18 protein-coding genes and 1 tRNA gene are annotated in these 21,675 nt (G+C 65.8%); 4 read left to right on the forward strand and 15 right to left on the reverse strand.

Annotated elements, in window-relative coordinates:
- Window positions 1-15: 15 nt before the first annotated feature.
- The 4 genes from LGT36_RS05590 to LGT36_RS05605 all read right to left on the reverse strand — a co-directional run bounded on the left by LGT36_RS05590 (window position 16) and on the right by LGT36_RS05605 (window position 3,190).
- Entirely contained in the window at window positions 16-1,314 is a 1,299-nt protein-coding gene (locus LGT36_RS05590; RefSeq protein ID WP_226096544.1) for a M20/M25/M40 family metallo-hydrolase, read from the reverse strand.
- Between the two features lie 50 nt (window positions 1,315-1,364).
- Window positions 1,365-2,774, reverse strand: a complete 1,410-nt coding sequence (locus tag LGT36_RS05595; protein WP_226096543.1) for a glycosyltransferase family 39 protein — start codon at window positions 2,772-2,774, stop codon at window positions 1,365-1,367.
- A gap of 68 nt (window positions 2,775-2,842) precedes the next feature.
- Window positions 2,843-2,929: transfer RNA gene (locus LGT36_RS05600), tRNA-Leu, on the reverse strand.
- Window positions 2,930-3,043: 114 nt separating this feature from the next.
- Window positions 3,044-3,190, reverse strand: coding sequence for a GPGG-motif small membrane protein (locus tag LGT36_RS05605; RefSeq protein WP_226096542.1), 147 nt, complete (start codon window positions 3,188-3,190; stop codon window positions 3,044-3,046).
- A 187-nt stretch (window positions 3,191-3,377) separates the two neighbouring features.
- Here LGT36_RS05605 and LGT36_RS05610 point away from each other — a divergent pair, with 187 nt between their 5' ends.
- Together LGT36_RS05610 and LGT36_RS05615 are read left to right on the forward strand one after the other, a co-directional pair.
- Window positions 3,378-4,157 carry a hypothetical protein gene (locus tag LGT36_RS05610; protein ID WP_226096541.1) on the forward strand — a complete coding sequence of 260 codons (780 nt, stop codon included), beginning with the start codon at window positions 3,378-3,380 and terminating at the stop codon, window positions 4,155-4,157.
- A gap of 28 nt (window positions 4,158-4,185) precedes the next feature.
- Window positions 4,186-6,405 carry a sodium-translocating pyrophosphatase gene (locus LGT36_RS05615; RefSeq protein ID WP_226096540.1) on the forward strand — a complete coding sequence of 740 codons (2,220 nt, stop codon included), beginning with the start codon at window positions 4,186-4,188 and terminating at the stop codon, window positions 6,403-6,405.
- Window positions 6,406-6,445: 40 nt separating this feature from the next.
- On the opposite strand, the gene ligD is transcribed toward LGT36_RS05615, so the two are convergent.
- From ligD to glgA, 9 genes are all read right to left on the reverse strand, one after another.
- Window positions 6,446-7,330, reverse strand: a complete 885-nt coding sequence (gene ligD / locus LGT36_RS05620; RefSeq protein WP_226096539.1) for a non-homologous end-joining DNA ligase — start codon at window positions 7,328-7,330, stop codon at window positions 6,446-6,448.
- Between the two features lie 82 nt (window positions 7,331-7,412).
- On the reverse strand, window positions 7,413-10,910 hold the full coding sequence (locus LGT36_RS05625; protein ID WP_226264703.1) for an error-prone DNA polymerase: 3,498 nt from the start codon (window positions 10,908-10,910) through the stop codon (window positions 7,413-7,415).
- Window positions 10,911-10,936: 26 nt separating this feature from the next.
- A complete protein-coding gene (locus LGT36_RS05630; RefSeq protein ID WP_226097012.1) occupies window positions 10,937-12,640 on the reverse strand; it encodes a DNA polymerase Y family protein in 1,704 nt (567 codons plus the stop codon).
- Window positions 12,637-13,368, reverse strand: coding sequence for a hypothetical protein (locus tag LGT36_RS05635; protein WP_226097011.1), 732 nt, complete (start codon window positions 13,366-13,368; stop codon window positions 12,637-12,639). Before LGT36_RS05635 ends, LGT36_RS05630 begins: the two co-directional genes overlap by 4 nt.
- Window positions 13,369-13,505: 137 nt before the next feature.
- Window positions 13,506-14,303, reverse strand: a complete 798-nt coding sequence (locus tag LGT36_RS05640) for an RNA methyltransferase (protein WP_226097010.1) — start codon at window positions 14,301-14,303, stop codon at window positions 13,506-13,508.
- A gap of 282 nt (window positions 14,304-14,585) precedes the next feature.
- On the reverse strand, window positions 14,586-15,653 hold the full coding sequence (locus LGT36_RS05645) for an SPFH domain-containing protein (RefSeq protein WP_226097009.1): 1,068 nt from the start codon (window positions 15,651-15,653) through the stop codon (window positions 14,586-14,588).
- Entirely contained in the window at window positions 15,650-16,096 is a 447-nt protein-coding gene (locus tag LGT36_RS05650) for an NfeD family protein (RefSeq protein WP_226097008.1), read from the reverse strand. The genes LGT36_RS05645 and LGT36_RS05650 overlap by 4 nt, the downstream gene beginning before the upstream one ends.
- Before the next feature lie 141 nt (window positions 16,097-16,237).
- Window positions 16,238-17,023, reverse strand: a complete 786-nt coding sequence (locus LGT36_RS05655; RefSeq protein WP_226097007.1) for an ABC transporter ATP-binding protein — start codon at window positions 17,021-17,023, stop codon at window positions 16,238-16,240.
- Between the two features lie 11 nt (window positions 17,024-17,034).
- Complete coding sequence (gene glgA / locus LGT36_RS05660) at window positions 17,035-18,237, reverse strand: glycogen synthase (protein ID WP_226097006.1); 1,203 nt, start codon at window positions 18,235-18,237, stop codon at window positions 17,035-17,037.
- A 70-nt stretch (window positions 18,238-18,307) separates the two neighbouring features.
- Here glgA and glgC point away from each other — a divergent pair, with 70 nt between their 5' ends.
- A complete protein-coding gene (glgC, locus tag LGT36_RS05665; RefSeq protein WP_226097005.1) occupies window positions 18,308-19,549 on the forward strand; it encodes a glucose-1-phosphate adenylyltransferase in 1,242 nt (413 codons plus the stop codon).
- The gene (gene serB / locus LGT36_RS05670) at window positions 19,546-20,181 is read left to right on the forward strand and encodes a phosphoserine phosphatase SerB (RefSeq protein ID WP_226097004.1); all 636 of its coding nucleotides are present in this window, start codon (window positions 19,546-19,548) and stop codon (window positions 20,179-20,181) included. The genes glgC and serB overlap by 4 nt, the downstream gene beginning before the upstream one ends.
- A gap of 16 nt (window positions 20,182-20,197) precedes the next feature.
- Here the strand turns inward: serB and LGT36_RS05675 are convergent, their stop codons facing one another.
- Window positions 20,198-21,157: a glycoside hydrolase family 88 protein gene (locus tag LGT36_RS05675; RefSeq protein WP_226264702.1), complete on the reverse strand. Its 960-nt coding sequence runs from the start codon at window positions 21,155-21,157 to the stop codon at window positions 20,198-20,200.
- 9 nt (window positions 21,158-21,166) lie between these two features.
- A complete protein-coding gene (locus LGT36_RS05680) occupies window positions 21,167-21,673 on the reverse strand; it encodes a histidine phosphatase family protein (RefSeq protein ID WP_226097002.1) in 507 nt (168 codons plus the stop codon).
- Window positions 21,674-21,675 lie beyond the last annotated feature (2 nt).

The raw sequence follows: 21,675 nt of genomic DNA on the forward strand, positions 1-21,675 counted from the left end.
TTCACGAGGACGTCGCTAGCAGTCGAGCAGGAACTGCTCGACGACGTCGGCGCCCACCTCGAGGCTGTCGATCGGTACCCGCTCGTCAATGCCATGGAAGAGCGAAGAGAAGTCCAAGTCTGCTGGAAGCTTGAGCGGCGCAAAGCCATACCCAGAGATCCCCAGTTTGGCCAGGTGCTTGTTATCCGTACCGCCCATGAGGGAGTACGGCAACACCACGGCGCCAGGGTCGGCCGTATGAAGCGCCGCGATCATCTTGTCGACCAGCGGGGAGTCAAAAGGAAACTCCATCGCTCCCTCATTGATGTACGGCTCCACCTTGACGTGCGTACCGGCAAGTTCCTCGATGGTGCGCAGCACCTCTTCTTGCTGCCCTGGCAAGAAGCGGGTGTCCACCAGACCCTTCGCCACGTCGGGGATCACATTGACCTTGTATCCCGCGTCCAGCATCGTCGGATTGGAGGTGTTGCGCACCGAAGCCTCAATCATGCGACTGACTGGCCCCATCGCCGCAATAATCTGCGCGACTCGCTCCTCCGATGGCTCGTAGTCAATCTCAAGGAGTTCAGCTGCGCCCCTCAACAAGTGTTCCACTGTGGGGGTGATGTCGAGCGGCCAGCGGTGCTCTCCGATGCGCGACATCGCGCCAGCAAGATGTGCCACCGCATTGTCGTGGTGCACCAGGCTCCCATGACCCTGAACGCCTGACGCAGCGAGCTTGAGCCACTGGATGCCCTTTTCGGCCGTCTGGATCAGGTAGGTCCGTCTGCCTGCGATCTGAATCGAGAATCCGCCGACCTCACTGATCGCCTCTGTCGCGCCCCTGAAGTCATCAGGATGGTTCTCCACCATCCAGCCTGCGCCCCGTCGTCCGCCGTGCTCCTCATCGGCGAAGAACGCGATCACGATGTCGCGAGCAGGCTTGCGACCGGTCGAGACGATCCTGCGCACAGCCTCGAGGTACATCGCGTCGACGCCCTTCATGTCGACGGCTCCCCTGCCCCAGATCATCCCCTCCTTCACCTCTGCCGCGAAGGGGTCGACCGACCAGTCCTCGGCGAAGGCAGGAACGACATCGAGATGGCCGTGTAGCACGAGCGGCGGCCGCGTCCTATCAGCGCCTTCCCAGAGTGCAGTCAAGCTCGCGCGCGTCGGCTCGGACTCCCGAATCACTGCATCGAGCCCCAGGTCCGACAGGAAGCCTGCGACATACTCCGCCGCGACCCTCTCGCCCGGCCCCGGTTCGTCCCCAAAGTTCGACGTGTCGATGCGCATCAGATCTTGGGCGAGGGACGTCACTGACACTGGCGGCATGCGGCCAGGCTACCGCGCATGTGACGGCGGGCGGTGTGAGCGTCGGCAGATTAAGACGGCATGCGTTGAAGGCCGACTGACACGACGACGACCACCACCACAAGCCCCGCGACTGCGAGCACGTACGTGGCACGCCGGTAGCCGGCCTTGGTCGCGGCCATCACCAGGCAGGCAATCGCTCCCGGTATCAGAGCCAAGCCATACCTTCCCGTCGGGTTCGGGAAGTACTGAGGGATCGCGGTATTGCCATACGCCTGAATCTGGACGGCGAGGGGGTAGAGCACCGCGCCGATACCGAGGAGCCAGCCAAGTGAGCGACGTTCAGGCTCCTTGGCAAACGCGACGACCGTCGCGAGCATGGCTCCGATGACGAGCATGTTGAGGAGCCTGGTCCACGTGATGAGCAGCGCGATGTCGAGAGGAGGCTGGATGTAATAGTCAGAGGCCAGATTGAATCCGACGAACAGGGTCTCGATCCACTCGGAGCCCGGCAAGCCCATGACGTCCCTGGTGTTGATACCCACCAGCGGGTTCGTCCACGAACTATCGCCCCTTCCTGCTTGGATCGTCTCCCACACCACGTACGGAACAAGGATCGCGCTGGCCATCGCTCCGGGCATGAAGGCGTCGCGAGACCTCAGGCCGCGGAATCCCTTGTCGCGAATGGCTCGCACCACAACCAGAACCGCGAGTGCGATAAAGGGAATCGTGGTGATGAACTTGGTCAGTCCCACCAAACCGATGAAGAGGGTAGGAAGCACCCAATCCCTTGACTGCTCCAGGAAGATCCGCGCCGCCAACCACAATGCGAGCGCTCCAGCGAGGGGGGCAACGGCGTCGGGGTTCACTGTTGTCGATGCGTGAAGGACGCGCGGAAATGACACGAGCAGGAGCGGCGCCACGATCGCGACGGCAGGGTCAACTTTCCAACGCCGCAACGCGACAAAGAGCATGAACATGCCCCCGGCGAGCCACAGGATGCCGCTGAGGCGCGCGGCCTCGACAAAGTTGAGCTCCGTCACATCGTCCACGACGCGGGCGGGAAATCCCACCAACGCGTAGTAGAGCGGCGGGTGCGAGAAGTTGTAGTTCTCGCCGTCGTAGGGGAAGCGCCACGCAGGAGCAGAAGACCCGCAGTCAGGCAACTCGTAGCGCTCTTGGCCCATGCACGCCCAGATGTCCCGGATCTCCGGCGCGATCTCCGATCCCTTGGCAGGGATACGGAAGTGCGAGATCTCATACGCAAGATCCGCGTGGGTGGGCTCGTCGATCCTCGACATCGCCTGTCCGCCACCAAAGATCACGGGAATCACGACAGCGAGCGACACGAAGACGTAGACCAACCCGACGATCACGCGGCTACGGATCGAGTCGTCGAAACGGGCGGCGCGATGCTCGAGGGAGTCGATCAGGCGGCCAGGCCACTTGTGATCAGGGTGCATGGTGACGTCGGGCGCCATTGTCCTCCCCCGGCGTCATGTTGCTGCGTGCACGGTATGACCGATCACGCCGGTCCTCTATTTCCAGATGGTGTCCGAGGGGGGACTTGAACCCCCACGCCCGTTAGGGCACTAGCACCTCAAGCTAGCGCGTCTGCCAATTCCGCCACCCGGACGAGTGGACTTGCGCGCCCCTAAGGGCGCTCAAGCGCGACGGCAATGCTAGCACGACGGAGACCGTCATTTGGCATGCAGCAGGCGACGCGCGGCGGCAGACGCGCTAGCTCGCATCAGGTGAAGAGGCTCACGCCTCCCGGCCCGATGAGCAGAGCGGCGATGATCAGCACGATGCCCCACAGAATCTGACGCTGGAAGAGCCTCACGATGCCGATGATTCCAACGATGACGGCAATGATCCACAGAATCGTGTCCCACATGGCGTGTCCTTTCGTTGTATTTGTCCTGCTTTGTCAGCAACCCGCGCGAAGTGGCTTCCATTCCCAGCCAGGTGTTGCCCCTGCTGCTCGTGGGAAATGTCCGATGCGCAGGGACCAATGGCCCCGCGCGCGACCGCGCACCATCGCTACCGTCAAGTAAGTCGTCACCGTCGACGGGAGCAACGCCATGACCACCTACTTGTACTTGTCGCTCATTCCTGAGGCACTCATCGCATCGATGTTGCCGCCTGATGACTTCGGGCTCTATTACTCGATCGGATCCGCCAAGCGCTCACACGGCCAGGCCATCTTCTTCTCCGTCGACCGCGAAAAGCTTGGCGACGCCGGGTTGCCTTGGGAAGACGTGGAAGCCCGCTGCGTCGCTCACGAAGACGGCAGCCCTAAGAGGTCGCTCTATCTGACGATCTATCGCGCGCTCGAACGGGTACCACGCAACGCGTTGACGGCGCTTCACCTCGCCACAGATGACGGCAGGGTGCTCACGGTCACGCCTCAGGATTTCGTCCCGGATGGCGAGGACCGCACACATCTGTACCAGGAACTGTGCCCCGTCACGCCCCGCATCGTGTCCCACCTCAACCCCGCGGAGTTCGCGACCTTCATCACCGGCAGCCGCCGCAACGTGCACGTGCCGCGCATCGTCTTTGCGGAACTCACCCTTGGCAACCTCAAGAACAACCCCGATCACCCCGACATCGACAATTTGCCTTATCCGAACATCGGCCACTTGCGTGACTGCCTGCGTGAACTCGCCGCGGCGCCAGACAAGGCCACCAAGACCGTGTTGCGGCAGATGACCCAAGAGGTGCTTTTCCGCACGATCCGAAACGGCGTCTTCGTTGGAGACTCCAGCGGCATCTCGGCGTTCCCCTTGCCCAGTAGGGATGCCCTCGAGCGCGAACACCGCGCTTGGTGGCGCTCCGCCCAGTCCACCTTCGGCCAGTAGGCCTCCACCACCATAGAAAGGCCTCGACATGCCCGCCTGGTTCTGGCTCGTGCCTGCCGCGTCGATCGTCGCCCTCGGCGCCGCCTACGGCTTCTTCAAGCAAATGATGAAGGAGTCGGAAGGCACGGAGACGATGGCCAAGATCGCTGCACACGTCCGCGCAGGTGCCATCGCGTACCTCAAGCAGCAGTACAAGGTCGTCGGCATCGTGCTGGTGTCGCTGACCTTGGTGTTCTGTCTGCTCGCGTACGTGTTCCACATGCAGAATCCTTGGGTGCCGTTTGCCTTCCTGACAGGAGGCCTCTTCTCGGGACTCGCCGGATTCATCGGAATGCGCACCGCGACGTACGCATCCGCGCGCACTGCAAACGCCGCGCGCGAGTCACTCAACCACGGCCTGCGCGTCGCGTTCCGGTCAGGGGCTGTCATGGGGTTGACCGTCGTCGGCCTTGGGCTGCTCGACATCGCCGTGTGGTTCCTGGTACTCACGCAGTTCTACGGCACTGACGACGCCCAGCAAGTGATCGTGATCACCACCACGATGCTGACGTTCGGCATGGGCGCCGCGGTGCAATCGCTCTTCGCACGCGTCGGCGGCGGTATCTTCACCAAGGCGGCCGACGTTGGCGCTGACTTGGTAGGCAAAATTGAGGCGGGAATCCCTGAGGACGACCCGCGCAACCCCGCCACGATCGCCGACAACGTGGGCGACAACGTCGGCGACGTTGCGGGCATGGGTGCCGACCTCTACGAGTCCTATGTGGGCGTCATCCTCGCCTCCGCCGCACTTGGCGCGGCGGCGTACATGACCTCTGGCTCGGAAGTCCAGCTCAAGGCCGTCATCGCGCCCATGGTGATCGGCGCGCTCGGCACGCTGCTGTCGGTACTCGGAGTGTTCTTGGTCAGTACCAAGGAAGGCGCCACCCCCAAGCAGTTGCTCGCCTCGCTCGGGCGCGGCGTGAACGGTTCGGCCGTGATGATCGCCGTGAGCTCCCTCGCTGTGCTCGCTGGCATGGGAATGCCGAACCTCTGGGGACTGTGGCTTGCGCTCATCGTCGGCCTCCTCACCGGCATCACGATCGGCCGTGCCGCAGAGTACTTCACCTCCCAGGGCTACAAGCCGACAATGCGGATTGCGGCGGCCTCCAAGACGGGCCCTGCGACCGTCATCATCGGCGGCGTCGGCGAGGGCATGATGTCCGTCGCCATCCCTGTGCTCGCGGTGGTGTCGGGAACCGGGCTCGCCTACTTCTTCGGTTCTGGGTATGCGTTCGGCACTGACACCATGAGCCTCGGGCTCTATGGAATCGGCATGGCGGCCGTCGGAATGCTCTCAACGCTGGGCATCACGCTTGCGACCGACGCTTACGGCCCGATCGCCGACAACGCTGGCGGCAACGCCGAGATGAGCGGGCTTCCTCCCGAGGTGCGCGAGCGCACCGACGCACTCGACTCACTGGGCAACACGACCGCCGCGACGGGCAAGGGATTCGCGATCGGTTCCGCAGCCCTCACCGGTATCGCTTTGCTTGCCTCGTATATCGAAGAGGTCAAGATCGGCATCTCGCACGTGCTCGAACGCGGCAAGGACTACGCCTTCCCCGACGGCTCGATCCTGCCGTCGACCGCCGTCGAAGAGCTCCAATCTCTCGACCTCATGGAGATGATGACGCGCTACGAGGTGGTGCTGGTCAACCCCAAGGTCATCATCGGAATGTTCACCGGCGCCATGCTCGCCTTCGTCTTCTCCGGCATCACCATGAAGGCCGTCGGCCGGGCCGCTGGCCTCATGGTCGATGAGGTGCGCAGGCAGTTCCGTGACATCCCCGGCATCATGAGCGGCGACGCTGAGCCCGACTATGCGCGGTGCGTCTCCATCTCGACCAAGGCTGCTCAACACGAAATGATGATGCCGTCGATCCTCGCGATCTCGGCCCCTGTCGTCATCGGCCTCATCTTCGGAGTGCCAGGCGTGCTCGGCCTGTTGGCGGGTGCGGGCGCGGCAGGGTTCTCCCTGTCGATGTTCATGGCGAACGCCGGCGGCGCGTGGGACAACGCCAAGAAGTACATCGAGGAGGGTCACCACGGCGGCAAGGGCTCGGAGGCTCACAAGGCTGCCGTCATCGGCGATACCGTGGGCGACCCCTTCAAGGACACCTCGGGACCTGGGCTCAACATCCTGGTCAAGCTGATGTCCATGGAGGCCATCGTGGTCGCTGGCTTCACCGTCGCGGTGAGCCTGGTCTAGTGGCGCGGCTGCGGGGACACTGTCCCTGCAGCGTCACAGACTACGAGACAAGGACAGAGAGCGGGTCTCCGCGGCGAGCCACGAGTTCGCTGGCCTCATGATGCTCGACCTGAGCGAGGTCTGAGGCTTCCAGTTCGTCCCAAGTACGCGGGCACGCCACCCATGGGCGGAGCCGTCCTCGCAAGGAGTACGGAGCGACCGTGCTCTTGGAGGCCCGGTTCTGGCTCCAATCGAGAAAGACCTTGCCTGCCCGCTCGCTCTTCGACATGGTCGCCGTGACCATGTCTGAGTGAGTGCCCTCGATCTCGTAGGCGAGTTCGCGCACCAGTTCCGTTGCGGCGTCCGAGGTGAGCGAGCCGTCAAGACTCCCGTAGACATGGATGCCCTTGGAACCGCTCGTGACCGGCACACTCTCGATTCCGCGTTGGGCCAAGGCGGCGCGGACCGCCACGGCAACCTCCGCACACGCGGCGAGCTCGACTCCTGGCCCCGGGTCAAGGTCGAGCACGACGCGGTCTGGATTCAGATGCTTGCCGTGAGCGCCAAAGCGCCACTGCGGCACGTGGAACTCAAGAGTGCCGTGCTGGGCGTACCACGCAAGAACAGCGGCAGAGTCGAGTAGCGGATAACGATTCGAGTGGTCGGCGTGCTTGAGGGTACGCGCGTGGATCCACGACGGCGCGCCGTCGTCGAGGTTCTTGTGAAAGAAGCCATCTTCCTGGTGATCCTCAGTGCCAACCCCGTTGACCCAGCGCTTGCGGGTAGCGGCGCGTGCGCTGGCATGCCTCAGCAGGTGGGGAGCGATCGCTTCAAGGTAAGTGACCACATCTAGCTTGGTCATGCCAGTGGACGGGTACATCACCTTGTCAGGGTGGGTGATGGTAATCCGGTGTCCATCGAGTACGCGAACGTTGGCGGCGGTCATCTCTCCATCGTGAGCCGACTCGGGGCACCTCGCAACGCGAACAAGACGAGGGGCAGGGCGACGACGCCGAGCTCTGCGCCGCCTACTGGAAATCGCGGCTCTTGGCAGGCACCTTCAGGCTGAGGGGAGCCATGTGCTCCGCCACCAGATTGGTCGCGCCGTCGGCCCGCTCGATGCGACCCCTGATCACGAGCGCGGGTGCGCGTCTGGCGACCGCCTGAAAGCGTCTCCAGACACCCTGAGAGCAGATCACGTTGAGGAAGCCAGTCTCATCCTCGAGCGAGATGAACGTCACCCCCTTGGCGGTTCCAGGTCGCTGCCGGTGCGTCACCACACCCGCGACACTCACGCGCCGCTCTGGTTCGTGAGTCAGGACGTTGGCGACGGTCAGCACGCCGTTCTTATCAAGCCCCTCCCGCACAAACACAGTGGGGTACGTATCGACAGACACTCCATGTGCCCAGACGTCGGCGACCGCCTCTTCTACAGGAGTCATGCCTGGCAAAGCGGGTGCCTGCACTCCTGGCACGACGCCGGGCAGGGTATCGGGACCTTCGAGCGCGAGGACCCCGGCAGCCCACAATCCTTCTCGACGGGTCACCCCGAGGGTCTCGAGCGCGCCCGAGGTGGCGAGGGCCTCCCACTGAGCCTTGCTGAGCGGCTTGGCACCCACGTCGGCGAGGGACGGGCTCGGCGATGCCGTGTCGCGACCACCGTTTCCTTGACCGGCCTGAGCTCCTGACCCACCTGCCATAGCGTCGGCCGCTTGCGTATGCGTGCGCAACACCGCGCCTCGAAAGCCCCCTGGACGCACCCGCACCCGCCTGGCCATATCGGACAGCGAGGTGAATGGCCCTTGCGCCCGGGCGTCGACGATGGCCTGGGCGGCGTCATCGCCCAACCCACGCACTGCTGCCAGGCCCATGCGCACGGCGAGATGCCTGTCGACGTTGATGAGCGCGGTCATGTCGGCGCGCGCCTCTGCCGGAGTCTCGAAGGGGTCGTCGAGCCTCTCCACTTGCGCCAGCACCTCCGAGCGCGCCACGCACGGCCTCAGCACCACCTGCCCGTGACGCCTCGCGTCGGCGGTGAGCGACTGCGGGCTATAGAACCCCATCGGTTGCGCGGCCAGTAGTCCCGCATAGAAGGCGGCTGGCTTGTGGACCTTGAGCCAACTCGAGGCGTACACGAGGTACGCGAAGGAAAAGGAGTGAGACTCGGGGAAGCCGAAGTCGGCAAAAGCCTTGAGCTTGTCGAAAATCCGGTGCGCCACGTCGGCCGTGATGCCACGCTCGTTCGCTCCCACCATGAAGCGGGCGCGGAGGGCCTCCATGCGCTCGGGGGAACGCTTGGAGCCCATCGCCCTGCGCAACTGATCGGCCAAGGCGCCGTCAAAGCCACCGCAGTCCATCGCCATCTGCATGAGTTGCTCTTGGAACAACGGCACGCCGAGCGTCTTGCCAAGCGACTTCTCCAGCAGCGGGTGCAGGTACGTAATCTCCTCACGCCCCCTCACCCTGTTGATGTAGGGGTGCACCGAGCCGCCCTGGATGGGCCCAGGCCTGATGAGGGCAACTTCCACCACGATGTCGTAGAACCGGCGTGGTCGCAGGCGCGGCAGCGTGGCCATTTGCGCACGAGACTCGACCTGGAACACCCCCACCGTGTCGGCCGCGCACAGTAGGTCGTACACAGCAGGGTCCTCTTGAGGCAACGAGTGCAAGCCAAGGTCTTGGCGCTCGGTGTCGCAGACAAAGCGGAACGCGTACTTCAGCGCCGACAGCATGCCAAGGCCCAGCAGGTCGAACTTCACGAGCCCAGCGTCGGCGCAATCGTCCTTATCCCACTGCAGCACGGTGCGGCCAGGCATGCGCGCCCACTCGACAGGACAGACGTCAACGACCGGCCGGTCGCACAACACCATGCCGCCGGGGTGGATGCCCAAGTGCCTAGGCAATCGCAAGAGCCGTTCTGCGAGGTCGAGGACCGGTTCTGGGATGTGATCCAGCGGCTGCACTGGCTGCGGTTCCGGCCACATGGCGTCGCGCTGCCTGGCTGCCCATGCCGCCTCTGCCTCCTGATCGGTGCGTAGCGTCGACCACCTGTCGATCGACTTTGACCAGGCATCTTGCTGGCCGACGTCGAAGCCGAGGGCCTTGGCGGCGTCCCTCACAGCCGACCGCGGCCGGTACTGGATCACGTTGGCCACCATGGCGGCGTTGATACGTCCAAAGCGCTGGAAGACGTACTGGATGACCTCTTCACGCCTGTCGGACTCGATGTCCACGTCAATGTCTGGCGGTCCATCCCGTTCCGGCGCGAGGAACCGCTCGAACAGCAGTCCGTGGGTCACCGCGTCCACCGCCGTGACGCCCAGCGCAAAGCACACCGCTGAGTTCGCGGCGGATCCACGGCCCTGGCACAGGATGTCGGCGCGCCTGCAGAAGCTCACAATGTCATGCACGATCAGGAAGTAGCCGGGGAAGTCGAGCGCCTCGATCACCGCGAGTTCATGCTCGATTTGCTTCCAGGCACCCTTGACTCGCTCCGCATCAGGAGTGCCGTACCGCTCCCGCGCGCCCCTGTACGTGAGCTCACGCAGCCACGACGCCTCCGTATGGCCGTCAGGCACGGGATACGGCGGGAGCTGTGGCGCCACCAGGTGCAGGTCGAAGGCGGCCTCTGAGCCCAGCCTGGAGGCGGTCGTGACTGCCTGAGGGTGGCGCCGATGCCTCCACCGCATCTCACCAGCGCTGCGCAGATGAGAGCCAGGGCTCCCCGGCAGCCAGCCGTCCATGTCATCGAGGGAGGAGCGCGCCCGCACGGCGGCGAGCGCTGCGGCCAAGTCCGCGTCCCGTGGGGTCGCGTAGTGCGCATTGGTGGTCGCTACGAGCGGCAACCCTGCGTCGAAAGCGAGATCGGCGAGGGCGTCGTTGATCTCTGAATCGTGCGGCTGGCCGGTGTCGGTGATCTCCACGGCCACGCCCTCGCGACCAAAGAGCGCAGCCAGCCGGTCCAGTTCGGCCTTGGCCGCCGCAAAGCCCTCCCTCGTTACTCCCCTGGCATGAGCGTCGGGCCCCACCCCAGGTACCCCGATCCCTGCGAGCGCCCGCCGCACCACACCCTTGCGGCAACCGGTGAGCACCAGAAATTGCCCTGCCCCCGCGTCGGCGATCCCTTCGAGCGTGTAGTGAGCCATGCCCTTCTCCCCTGCGGCGAGGTGTGCCATGCCGATGGTGCGAGATAGCCGCGCGTAGCCGTCGGTGCCCCGCGCGAGCACCACCAGGTGGGTGCCGCGCGGGTCGGGAGTGCCGGTGGGCGCGTCCAGGACGGGCGCGCCTGCCTTGCCGTCAGGCGCGGGCAGGTGAAGTTCCGCGCCGACGATGGTGGGCAGGCCTACCGCTCTGGCGGCATTGGCGAAGCGCACCACGCCATACAGTCCGTCGTGATCGGTGAGCGCCATCGCCGACAATCCCAGGCGCCCAGCCTCTGCCGCCATCTCTTCCGGTTGGCTGGCGCCGTCGAGAAAGCTGAAGGCCGAGTGGGCGTGCAACTCCGCGTAGTCGACGCATTCGGTCATGGGAGGCACTCCGTCATCGCACACACTCAGTCATAGACGGCCTCGAGCATCCAGCGCCCCTCGTGGAGAGCGATCAGAAGTGCCGCCCCCGTCTGGGCATCCTCGCCGCGCAGCGCCACCTGCAGGAAAGCGCGCCGTGATGCCTCGCCCGACCACCATCGCTCCGCAATCGGCCACGGACCCGCCCACGCCTCGATCGGCAGGGGTGGTGCCCACACAGGGCCGTCGTCGCCGCCCACATGACCAGACGACGGATGCCGGTGCGCCGCGCGCGCCACCTTGTCGCGCGGGTCTGCCTGCAGGCGCACCCAGGTGGGAGGGGCGCTCACCGCGAGGCGCCGGTCGACCCGCACGGGGCTTCCGCCAGCGTCGAGCACGTGAATCTCGAGCGGCACTGGAAGCACCGTCGCCGGGGCGGGATCGGGGATGCGGCCTGGCCACGGGTGGCTGACCCGCCGGGCAGGCTCCCCCTCTTGTCCCCATGCGAGCGAGTGCACGCGGTCGCGCGGAGTGCGGCCGCCCTGCTCTGCCACCGCCAACACACCTTCGGCCCCCAACAGCCCCTGGACGCGTTCAAGTGCTCGGTGTGCCCTGGCATCGGCCCCCGACGTGCCGCCCCACAAGAACGATTGCTCTGATCCGAGCGGCACCACGTCCTCAGCGGTGAGCGTGAGCGCCGTGAGCGGCGCTGGTTGCGGCCCCGTCGCGGTGCCGGACAGCCACCCCTCGAGTTGCCAGCGCACCCTGTCGGCCATGTGCTTAGAAAAGGCTCCCGAACGGCTTCCCACGTCGGTGCGCCACACCCTCACCAGCTCGTCCCCCGTCACGGTGCGGGCGCCGATGCGCACGCGGGAGCATCGCGAGGCGGCAGCCAGGAGGGCGGCATCGAGCTCGTCTGCCACGTGGGCGGCCACCAGCGCGAGTTGCTCAACCCTCTCGGCGGGGTCCTCGAACTCGTACCCGACGGCGATGTCGCCTTCCGCGCGCCTCACGACGGGAGGGGCGACATCCTCCCCTTTTGCCATACGCTGCGCCCACGCGCCCACGTGACCAAAGCGGGCGACGACGTCGGCGGCGGGAAGCGCGGCGAAGTCGCCAAGGGCGGTCAGCCCCAGCCGCGTGAGCACACTGACGAGGTCTTCCACCTCGGTGCGTTGAGTACGTTCCATGGCGGCGTGCACCAAGGCATTCACCGGCAGGGGGGCGAGGAATCCCTGGGACTGGCCGCGCTCGATCAAGGCATGTGCCCTGGCTGCCATCACGGCGGCAAGCAGGCCGTCGGCGATGCCCACCGCCGACTCGCAGCCTGCATCTTCCGCCACCTGGGTCACGAGCGCCTCCGCGAGCGCCTCTTCCGAGCCGTGAAAGCGAGCGGCCCCCTCCGAGGGGATCATGAGCAGGCCCGGGCGCGAGATCTCCACGCCAGCCACGACCTGCTCCGCGGCGGCGGCGACGGCTTCGAACTCGCGGGCGTCCCTGCCCTCGTCATGATGGAGGATCTCGAGCTCTGGACAGGCCCTCTGGGCCAGGCGCTTGCGCATCCCCCTGCGCACTCCCGCGGCGCGTGCCGCCGCAGAGACGGCCAGCATTCCCCTGCCGTGAAGTACTGCCGCCGGGGTATCGGCGCTGAGGCCTGCTTGAGCCATGGCAGCCACTACCGGCCAATCGGGCACCCACAGGACCACGCGGCGCACCGTCGCCACGGTGGCGTCACGCAAGGGGGCGCTCATGCCGCACCCGTGCCAAGGGTTCCGTTATTGACGACGCCGCCCCCAACCATGCTGTCCCCTACCGCCTTGCGCCTGCTCGTGCGGTCGGAGGCCACCGGGGCGTCGTCCGCATCGAGGGCGACAATCACCCGTCGTGTAGCACCCACCGAGCGTCCGGAAATCGCTATCGTCACATCGCGCTCGCGCAGGCGACCCTCCCCTGCGCCGAGCCCCCTCCACCGAGACTTCTCGACCGTCAGCTGGATCTGGGCGCCCGCCCATGAACCGGCAACGACCATGGCGCAACCGCGCTCCCTGACGCGCCCGGCAAGTCGCCTGCGGTCGGCGTCCGACAGGGCAATTCCCTGCCCGACCATCACGATGTCCATGCCGTCGATGCACGCGCCCAAGGCAGCGGGTGCTTGCGCCCCAGGGTGCGGGATCAGAGCCAGTCGGTCCAGGTCGATGCCGCGCCGCGCCGCCGCGAGCACGCCCACGTTCGGCATGCCCACCATGGCGGCCCAGGCGCCCTCCTTGGAGGCCCGCGCCACAAGCGCGAGCAACAGAGACGTCGAGCCCTCGACCGCGACCACCTGCCCCCTGCGCAAGCCATGCGGGAGCACCGAGGTGAGCGCCTCGTCGAGCGCGAAGGCTTGCCCCTCAGCCGCCTTGCGGTCGGCTCCCATGCGCGATTCGACGGCGCTCAATGCGGCCCTGGCGGCAGCGAGGCGAGTCCCCTGAGTCTCCATGGTCACCTCCCGAGCGGTCGCCTACGGAACGGCGGACCCACCCGCACGCCATTCGAACATGTGTTCGATTCTGCCACGAATGGCAGACATGCGCGAGCGCGGGTGACGGCGGCCACACCCGCGCCTGAGAGGCTCCCTTAGTGACGCAATGCCCACACAGCAACGGCCGACGCCGCGGCCACGTTGAGCGAGTCCACTCCCCCTGCCATCGGGATGGTGACGACGTAGTCGGCGGCCGCAAGCGCGTCGGGCGCGAGCCCGTCCCCCTCAGCGCCCATGACCAAGGCGACCCGCTCGTGACCGGCGTCGGCGAAGTCTTCCAATGCCACGGCGTCGTCCGCGAGCGCCAAGGCCGCGACGGTAAACCCCGCCTGGCGCAACTCGTCGAGACCGGCAGGCCACTGCTCGATGCGGGTCCACGGCACCTGAAATACCGTTCCCATCGAGACCTTGACCGCACGCCGGTAGAGCGGGTCGGCACACGTGGGCGAGACGAGCACGGCGTCGGCGCCGAGGCCCGCCGCAGACCGGAACGCCGCGCCCACGTTGGTGTGGTCAACGATGCCGTCAAGCACCACCACCAGGCGGGCGTCCCTCGCGATGTCGGCCACCGTAGGGAGCGCGGGACGGCGCATGGAGGCGAGGGCGCCGCGGTGGACGTCGTAACCGGTGACCGACTCGAGCACGGCGGCGGGCGCGACGTAGATGGGGATCTCCGCTGGCGCGAGGTGCTCCACGGACGGGAGCCAGCGCTCGCTCACCAGGAGGGACCGCGGAAGATGGCCTGCCGCGAGCGCTCGGGCGATCACCTTGGCGCCTTCCGCCATGTACAGGCCCCGCTCGGGCTCGATGCGGCGGCGCAGTGCGACATCGGTGAGGTTGCGGTAGTCCGCCAGTCGTTCGTCGGAGGCGTCGGTGATGGGCAGGACTGGCATGGCTCCATTGTCCCAGTCCCATGAAGTGGCTTGATTCGTACCGGATATGGGGTCATCCAGCCACTAATGGCTTGATTCGTACTGGAGACTGGGCTCGTCGGCGCCCGTGGTTGGCAAAGCGTTGGGTTGCGATGACATGGGACAGCGGGGCTCGCGGCGGTACGAATTGAGCCATTTGCGGGGTGGCGGGGCTCGCGGCGGTACGAATCAAGCCACTTGCGGGGTGGCGGGTGCGACAAAGCCCCGGCACCGTGTGGCACCGGGGCTTCTCGCGTGCGAGCCTTACTGACCCTTGGCGGCGTCGGGGTCGAACGGCCTGCCGGACAGAGTGCCCGAGCTGTTGGCGTCCGACGTCGCGTCCTCCACATCACGCTTGGCTGCGGCCAGCGCCTCGCGCGGGTCCGTCAATGCAGACGTGATGTTGGTGCGCTTCTTGCGGTTCGGGTTGGCCTTGAGCGGCTCGGGGTCCTCTTCCGCACCAAACGCGGCGCTGATCGACTTGAGCGCGCCCGTGAACTCGGTGGGCACGAACCACACCTTGTTGGACTCGTTCTTGGCGATCTCTGGCAGCATCTGGAGGTACTGGTACGCCAGCAGCTTGCTGTCGGCGTCGCCCTCGTGGATGGCTTCGAACACCTGCAAAATGGCCCGCGACTCACCCTCTGCACGGAGAATGCGCGACTGCGCCTCGCCCTCCGCGGTCAGGATCGCCGACTGCTTCTCGCCCTCCGCCGTGAGGATCTTGGACTGCTTCACGCCCTCTGCCGTGAGGATCGCGGCGCGGCGGTCGCGCTCGGCACGCATCTGCTTCTCCATCGAGTCCTTGATGGACATGGGCGGCTCGATCGCCTTCAACTCAACCCTGTTGACGCGAATGCCCCACTTGCCGGTGGCCTCGTCAAGCACTCCACGCAGTTGACCGTTGATCTGGTCGCGCGAGGTGAGCGTCTGCTCGAGGTCCATGGTGCCGACGATGTTACGCAGCGTGGTGGTGGTCAGCTGCTCCACACCGGTGATGTAGTTCGCGATCTCGTAGATGGCCGACCTTGGCTCGGTGACCTGGAAGTAGATCACCGAGTCGATGTCAACCACCAGGTTGTCCGAGGTGATGACCGACTGAGGCGGGAACGAGTAGACGAGCTCCCGCAGGTCGACCTTCGCGCGCACCCTGTCGATGAAGGGCACCAGGAAGTGGAGCCCCGCGTCGAGAGTGCGGCTGTAGCGGCCAAGGCGCTCGACCAAGTAGGCCTGCGTCTGGCGGACGACGATGATGGCGCGGGCAATCGCCGAGATGACAAAGATGGCGACGAAGGCGATAAACGCCAGCCCTACAAGTTGTCCTGGTGTCATGCTGTGTACTCCTCTTCTGGGACGACGATGGCCGTCGCTCCGACGATCTTGGTGACGATGACTTCTGCGCCCTCGGGGATGACAGCGGCATCATCGACGATGCGAGCAGTCCATACCTCTCCGCGCAGCTTGATGCGGCCGCTGGTCTCGGTGATGACATCAATCGTGCGCGCCTTGGTGCCGGCGACCGCGTTGATGTTGGTCTCGATCAGGTCGACACCACGCTTGCGCAAAGAGCGCAAGAGCCACGGCCTGAGCGCCATCATCAAGAGCGCAGCAACGACGAGCGCGACAACAGCGGCGAGCACTACTGGCCCCCCTGCAAGAATGACGACACCTCCCGCGAGCGCGCCTCCTGCGAGCATGAGGAAGGTCAAGTCGAGGGTGAAGATTTCGATCGCGCCGAGCACGGCCGCGCCGACGAACCACCACAGTGAATCCATGGCAACTCCTTTCAGATGGGACGCTACCAGGCGCGACGTTTGGCCGAATCGGCCGCGGGATGGACGCCTGAGATCATCCCTGCGAAGGACGCCAACCGGCTATGGAATCCCTCTTTGCTCATCCCCCCTGCCCACCATGTGTTAGCCCGACCGCCTTGCGGTCCAGCGACCGTCCTGTGCAAAGAGTTGAATGGGAATCCCGTAGGTCTCAGACAAGTTGGCGCTCGTGAGCGTGTCCGCCAGTCGGCCTTGAGCCACGACCTTGCCGTCTCGCAAGAGCAGCGCGTGCGTGAAGCCCTCCGGCACTTCCTCCACGTGATGGGTCACCATGACCATTGCGGGAGAGCGCTTGTCTCCGGCGAGCTCCGTCAGCGCAGACAAGAGCTCCTCGCGACCGCCAAGGTCGAGTCCTGCAGCCGGCTCGTCGAGCAGCAGCAGTTCGGGGTCCGTCATGAGCGCCCGAGCGATCTGGACTCGCTTGCGCTCGCCCTCACTTAGCGTCTCAAAGGTGCGGTGAGCGAAAGCATGCATGCCGAAAGCGGCCAGCAGGTCTTCCGCGCGCACCTCGTCGACGTGTTCGTACTCTTCACGCCACCGCCCCGTGACCCCGTGTGCGGCCGTCATGACGATGTCGTGCACCGTCTCGTCGGGCGGGATCCGATCGGCGAGCGCGGCCGAAGCAAGGCCGACCCTGATCCGGAGCTCGTGCGTGTCCGTCTCACCCAGTTGCTGACCGAGAATGTGGGCGGTCCCTGTGGTGGGATGCGCCCGCGCAGAGCACACCGTCATCAGGGACGTCTTGCCCGCTCCGTTGGGGCCAAGGATCACCCACCGGTCAGCCGGCTCCACTGACCAACTGATGCCGTCAAGCACCTGATTGTCTCCACGACGCAACGTGACGTCATCAAGCCGCAGGACCTCGCTCATATCGGTCGAGCCTAGCCCAGAACGTGGCGGTAGACCTCGAGGGTGCGCTCCGCGATCGCGTCCCATGAGAAGTGGTCGGTGGCGCGCTGGCGGCCAGCCTTGCCCATCGCCTTCGCGGCATCGAGGTCCGACACCATCTCGGTCAACGCTGCGGCCAAGTCGGCCGCGTACTTCTCGGGATCAGTCGGCGTTCCAGTGCCGTCTTGAACCTGGTCGATCGGCACGAGCGTTCCCGTCACGCCGTGATCGACCACCTCTGGGATCCCGCCGGTGGCGGTCGCAACGACTGGCAGGCCGACAGCCATCGCCTCGAGATTGACGATGCCAAGCGGTTCGTACACAGAGGGGCACACGAATGCCGTACAAGCGTCGAGTACAGCAACCAGTTCGGGCCGAGGCAGCATCTCTTCGATCCAGATGACGCCACCGCGCTCCTTTTGAAGCTTGGTCACCGCTCCCGAGACTTCCTGAGCGATCTGAGCGGTGTCGGGCGCTCCAGCGCACAACACGACCTGGATTTCGGGTGGCAATTGTTCGACCGCCTTGAGGAAGTAGGGCAAGCCTTTCTGGCGGGTGATCCGGCCGACGAATACGATTGCCGGTTGCGAAGGATCAATGCCATACCGGGCGACGACGGCGTCGGCCGCCGTGCGCTCGTCTTCAGTCGCTGGCGCCGCCCACGCGTCGACGTCGATGCCGTTGTGCACCACGTGGACCCTGGCAGGGTCGACGTCGGGGTAGCACCTCAATACGTCGCGCTTCATTCCCTCCGACACGGCGATGATGGCGTCGGCCGCCTCGTACGCCGTCTTCTCGATCCAGCTGGACACGCGGTAGCCGCCTCCCAGCTGCTCGGCCTTCCACGGCCGCAAAGGCTCAAGCGAGTGCGCACTCACCACGTGAGGAATGCCGTGCAGCGTCTTGGCGAGGTGACCAGCCATGTTGGCGTACCACGTGTGCGAGTGCACCAGGTCGGCGCCTTCGCAGTCGCGCGCCATCGGCAGGTTGTGGGCAATGACGTCGAGCGACGAGTCGCCGACGCCGCCGCCCAGGGCCGTGTACCCGGTGACGCCTTCTTCTTCGCGAGGGCCATCAAAAGCCCGAACTCTCACCTCGAGGTGTTCTCGAAGGACCTTCGCGAGTTCGTTGACGTGGACGCCAGCGCCTCCATAGACGTGCGGCGGGTACTCGCGGCTGAGGATGTCGATGCGCATGGTCCCACCGTAATCGCTCCGCCGAGTGTTGGGCCTGTGCCACGCGGCCCCTGACACCTATGCTGGGGCTATGCCAGCGCCGAAAGTACTCGCCATTGTCCTCGCGGGAGGTGAGGGCAAGCGCCTGATGCCCCTCACCGCGGCCCGCGCCAAGCCGTCGGTCCCGTTCGGAGGGACCTACCGACTCGTCGACTTCGCCTTGTCGAACCTGGTGAACTCGCGATACCTGCACATCGTCGTGCTTACGCAGTACAAATCGCACTCGCTCGACCGCCACATCGCCCGCACGTGGCGGATGTCGCCGTTGTTGGGCAACTACGTTGCACCAGTGCCCGCCCAGCAGCGGCGCGGCAAGCACTGGTACCTCGGCAGCGCCGACGCCATCTACCAGTGCGTCAACATCATCGAGGACGAGCGTCCGGACATCGTCGTGATCGTGGGTGCCGACCACGTGTACCGCATGGACTTCTCGCAAATGGTCGACGCGCACATCGAGTCGGGGGCCGATTTCACCGTTGCGGGTATTCGCCAGCCCATCGAGATGTCCGACCAGTTCGGCGTGATCGACGTGGACCCGTCGAGCAAGCATTTGGTGCGAGCCTTCCTCGAGAAGCCAGACAACCCCGACGGTCTTCCGGACAGCCCCCACGAGATTCTCGCGTCGATGGGCAACTATGTCGCCTCCGTCGGCCCCCTGCTTCAGGCGCTCAAGGACGACGCCGAGAACGAGTCCTCCAAGCACGATATGGGTGGGGACATCGTCCCCTACTTCGTGGACAAAGGGACGTGCGGCTTCTACGACTTTGTCGACAATGACGTGCCGGGTTCGACGGCGCGCGACAAGGACTACTGGCGCGACGTGGGAACGATCGACTCGTACTACGACGCCCACATGGACCTCATCGCGGTCATGCCCATCTTCAACGTCTACAACGACAGCTGGCCACTTCACCAAGGGCTCATCACGCAGCCTCCTGCGAAGTTCATCCACTCGGAGGAGGGCCGCATGGGCCACGCCGCCGATTCGGTGGTCTCGCCAGGAGTGATCGTGTCTGGTGCGACGGTTACCGGATCCATCCTGTCACCCGGCGTGCGCTTGCATTCGTGGTCAACGGTGTCGGATTCGGTGCTCCTGGACGATGTGCATGTGGGCAGGCACGCCCAGGTGCACCGCGCCATCCTCGACAAGAATGTGGTGGTCGAAGAGGGTGCACGCGTCGGCATCGATCGTGAGGCAGATATCGCGCGTGGTTTCACCGTGACCGAGTCCGGCCTGACCGTCGTGGCGAAGGGCACCGTGATCGCTAGATGACGGCTAGGCGCCTGATAGTCCTCGACGTCGACTCGACTCTCATCCGCCAAGAAGTCATCGAACTGCTTGCCGACCGGGCCGGATCAGGCGAGCAGGTGGCGCAGATCACCGATCGCGCCATGCGTGGCGAGATCGACTTTGCCGAGTCACTCGCGCAACGGGTGGCGACGCTCAGGGGCCTGCCCACCACCGTGTTTCATGAGGTGGCGGAACAGGTCGAACTCACGCAGGGCGCTCTCGAGCTTCTCGACGACGCGCGCGCGGCCGGATGGGCCGTTGCCTTGGTCTCTGGCGGCTTCGAGGAGATCGTCACCTCGATTGCACACTCCGTCTCGGTCGAGCTCTTCGTGGCCAACCGTCTCGAGGTGGCCGAGGGCCACCTCACGGGGCGTACCAAGGGCCCTGTGATCGATCGCAATGCCAAGGCCGTCGCCCTTGCCGCATTCGCGCGCGCTACTGGCGTCGCTCTTCAGGACACCGTCGCGGTAGGCGATGGCGCGAACGACTTGGGAATGATGGCTGCGGCGGGGACGTCTGTCGCGTTTGCGGCGAAGCCGATTGTGCGTGAGGCGGCGGACATCCAGATCGACGGCCCGACGCTGAGCGCGTTGTGGCCCCTCATCCGCTCCTAGCCTCGGTGGGGGCCTGTCACGCGAGCGCGTTCGCGCGAGCAGATGCCGTGAGCGCCAAGATCGCGAAGGCCTGAGCCTCTGCGGAGGTTCCTGGCGCCGCGAAGTGCGGCGCACCGCAGACTCCGTGGACCACACCGTCCGCGTCCACCTCTGCGAGTGCCGCATCCAACCACCGCTTCGCCGCCGGGCGATACCCCACCGGAAGCCAACCATCGGCGACTCCCGTAAAGGCCGCGTATGCCAACATCAGCCCGGCAGCGCCATCGGTGAACGTCGACGGGTCGTCGAGCACGTCGTGAAAGCGGCCGTCCGCCGTCTCCCAAACGGTTGCGGCGTCAAGCAGGTCCCGCGTCTGCCGCTGCCAGCGACCCCGCATTTCGTCCGGAACGCGCTCCGCGCCCAGGTGAAGGGCTCGAGCCAGTCCCGCGGCCGCCCAGCCGTTTCCTGATGCCCACAGGGCGGAACGCACTGGCTCGCCGGTGAGCGTGTCCGCCTTGTGCCGGTACAGGCCGGTCGCGCTGTCCCACAAGTGTTCCCTGTGCATGCGGTATTGCATGTCAGCAGGAGCGAAGTCGCCCGTGAGCACCAGCAACGGCACCACCATGTGGATCGAGTCGACCCACACGTGGGACTGCCCGCTGAGGTGCCACACGACGCCCTCGTCGTCACGCGGCGAGAACCTGAGGAACCACCAGCGCTGGCGCTCGAGCGCGTCGGCCGCGTGATCGTCTCCTTGAGCGGCGAGGGCGGCGACGGCCTCCCCGAGACACCCGCCATTCACCAAGCCCGCGTCGCCCGTGGCGGCCAGCCTGCCGTCAGCGTCTTGATGCGCGACGGCGTCGCGAGCGATGGCGAGAGCAAGGTCCATGCGCCCGCTATCGAGGGCAGCCTGGGACGTGACTCCTTGTTCCCAGGAGAGCCTCTGCATCGCCAAGAGCGCGCGCCACAGGCGCTCCATCACGTCGTCATGCGCCACGAACGGCCCTTATTCTGGCTTGCCCTCGACCACGTCGACGAGGCGCGCGCACTTGGGACCAATCTCGTGCCACGGCATGTCGAGTTCGAGAACGGCAGCGGCCGACGTTGGCATCCCCTGGGCGACTCGCTGCAACGGCCTCTTGAGCGAGCCGGGGCCCGACAGCCATGCGGCGACGTGTGACGTGGTGGGTTCGTGACCGACCACGATCACCGTCTGCACATCGCCAACGCGAGCGAGCACGGAGATGAAGCGCTCACGGGCGGATTCGTACAGGTCCTCGTCGATGCGGAGCTCGACATCGCCGAGCACCGACGCCATGCGCTTGAAGGTCTGCACGGTGCGGTTCGCAGAGGAGACGAGGGCGACGTTTGGGCGCAAGTCGGCGGCGAGCAGGCGTTCGGCGAGGCGTGCCGCCGCGTCCCTGCCTTCCATCGTGAGCGCGCGAGAGTGGTCGTCAAGCCCTGCCTGAGGCGCCTCGGCCTTGGCGTGCCTTGCGAGAATCAGCGTCGGCATGG

The organism is Demequina sp. TMPB413 (assembly GCF_020447105.2).
In the GTDB taxonomy this organism is placed as follows: domain Bacteria; phylum Actinomycetota; class Actinomycetes; order Actinomycetales; family Demequinaceae; genus Demequina.

Bases quoted from the DNA above. Each gene is read 5' to 3' on its own strand.
- LGT36_RS05590 (WP_226096544.1), bottom strand. From the start codon at position 1,314: ATGCCGCCAGTGTCAGTGACGTCCCTCGCCCAAGATCTGATGCGCATC.
- LGT36_RS05595 (WP_226096543.1), bottom strand. From the start codon at position 2,774: ATGGCGCCCGACGTCACCATGCACCCTGATCACAAGTGGCCTGGCCGC.
- LGT36_RS05605 (WP_226096542.1), bottom strand. From the start codon at position 3,190: ATGTGGGACACGATTCTGTGGATCATTGCCGTCATCGTTGGAATCATC.
- LGT36_RS05610 (WP_226096541.1), top strand. From the start codon at position 3,378: ATGACCACCTACTTGTACTTGTCGCTCATTCCTGAGGCACTCATCGCA.
- LGT36_RS05615 (WP_226096540.1), top strand. From the start codon at position 4,186: ATGCCCGCCTGGTTCTGGCTCGTGCCTGCCGCGTCGATCGTCGCCCTC.
- ligD (WP_226096539.1), bottom strand. From the start codon at position 7,330: ATGACCGCCGCCAACGTTCGCGTACTCGATGGACACCGGATTACCATC.
- LGT36_RS05625 (WP_226264703.1), bottom strand. From the start codon at position 10,910: ATGACCGAATGCGTCGACTACGCGGAGTTGCACGCCCACTCGGCCTTC.
- LGT36_RS05630 (WP_226097012.1), bottom strand. From the start codon at position 12,640: ATGAGCGCCCCCTTGCGTGACGCCACCGTGGCGACGGTGCGCCGCGTG.
- LGT36_RS05635 (WP_226097011.1), bottom strand. From the start codon at position 13,368: ATGGAGACTCAGGGGACTCGCCTCGCTGCCGCCAGGGCCGCATTGAGC.
- LGT36_RS05640 (WP_226097010.1), bottom strand. From the start codon at position 14,303: ATGCCAGTCCTGCCCATCACCGACGCCTCCGACGAACGACTGGCGGAC.
- LGT36_RS05645 (WP_226097009.1), bottom strand. From the start codon at position 15,653: ATGACACCAGGACAACTTGTAGGGCTGGCGTTTATCGCCTTCGTCGCC.
- LGT36_RS05650 (WP_226097008.1), bottom strand. From the start codon at position 16,096: ATGGATTCACTGTGGTGGTTCGTCGGCGCGGCCGTGCTCGGCGCGATC.
- LGT36_RS05655 (WP_226097007.1), bottom strand. From the start codon at position 17,023: ATGAGCGAGGTCCTGCGGCTTGATGACGTCACGTTGCGTCGTGGAGAC.
- glgA (WP_226097006.1), bottom strand. From the start codon at position 18,237: ATGCGCATCGACATCCTCAGCCGCGAGTACCCGCCGCACGTCTATGGA.
- glgC (WP_226097005.1), top strand. From the start codon at position 18,308: ATGCCAGCGCCGAAAGTACTCGCCATTGTCCTCGCGGGAGGTGAGGGC.
- serB (WP_226097004.1), top strand. From the start codon at position 19,546: ATGACGGCTAGGCGCCTGATAGTCCTCGACGTCGACTCGACTCTCATC.
- LGT36_RS05680 (WP_226097002.1), bottom strand. From the start codon at position 21,673: ATGCCGACGCTGATTCTCGCAAGGCACGCCAAGGCCGAGGCGCCTCAG.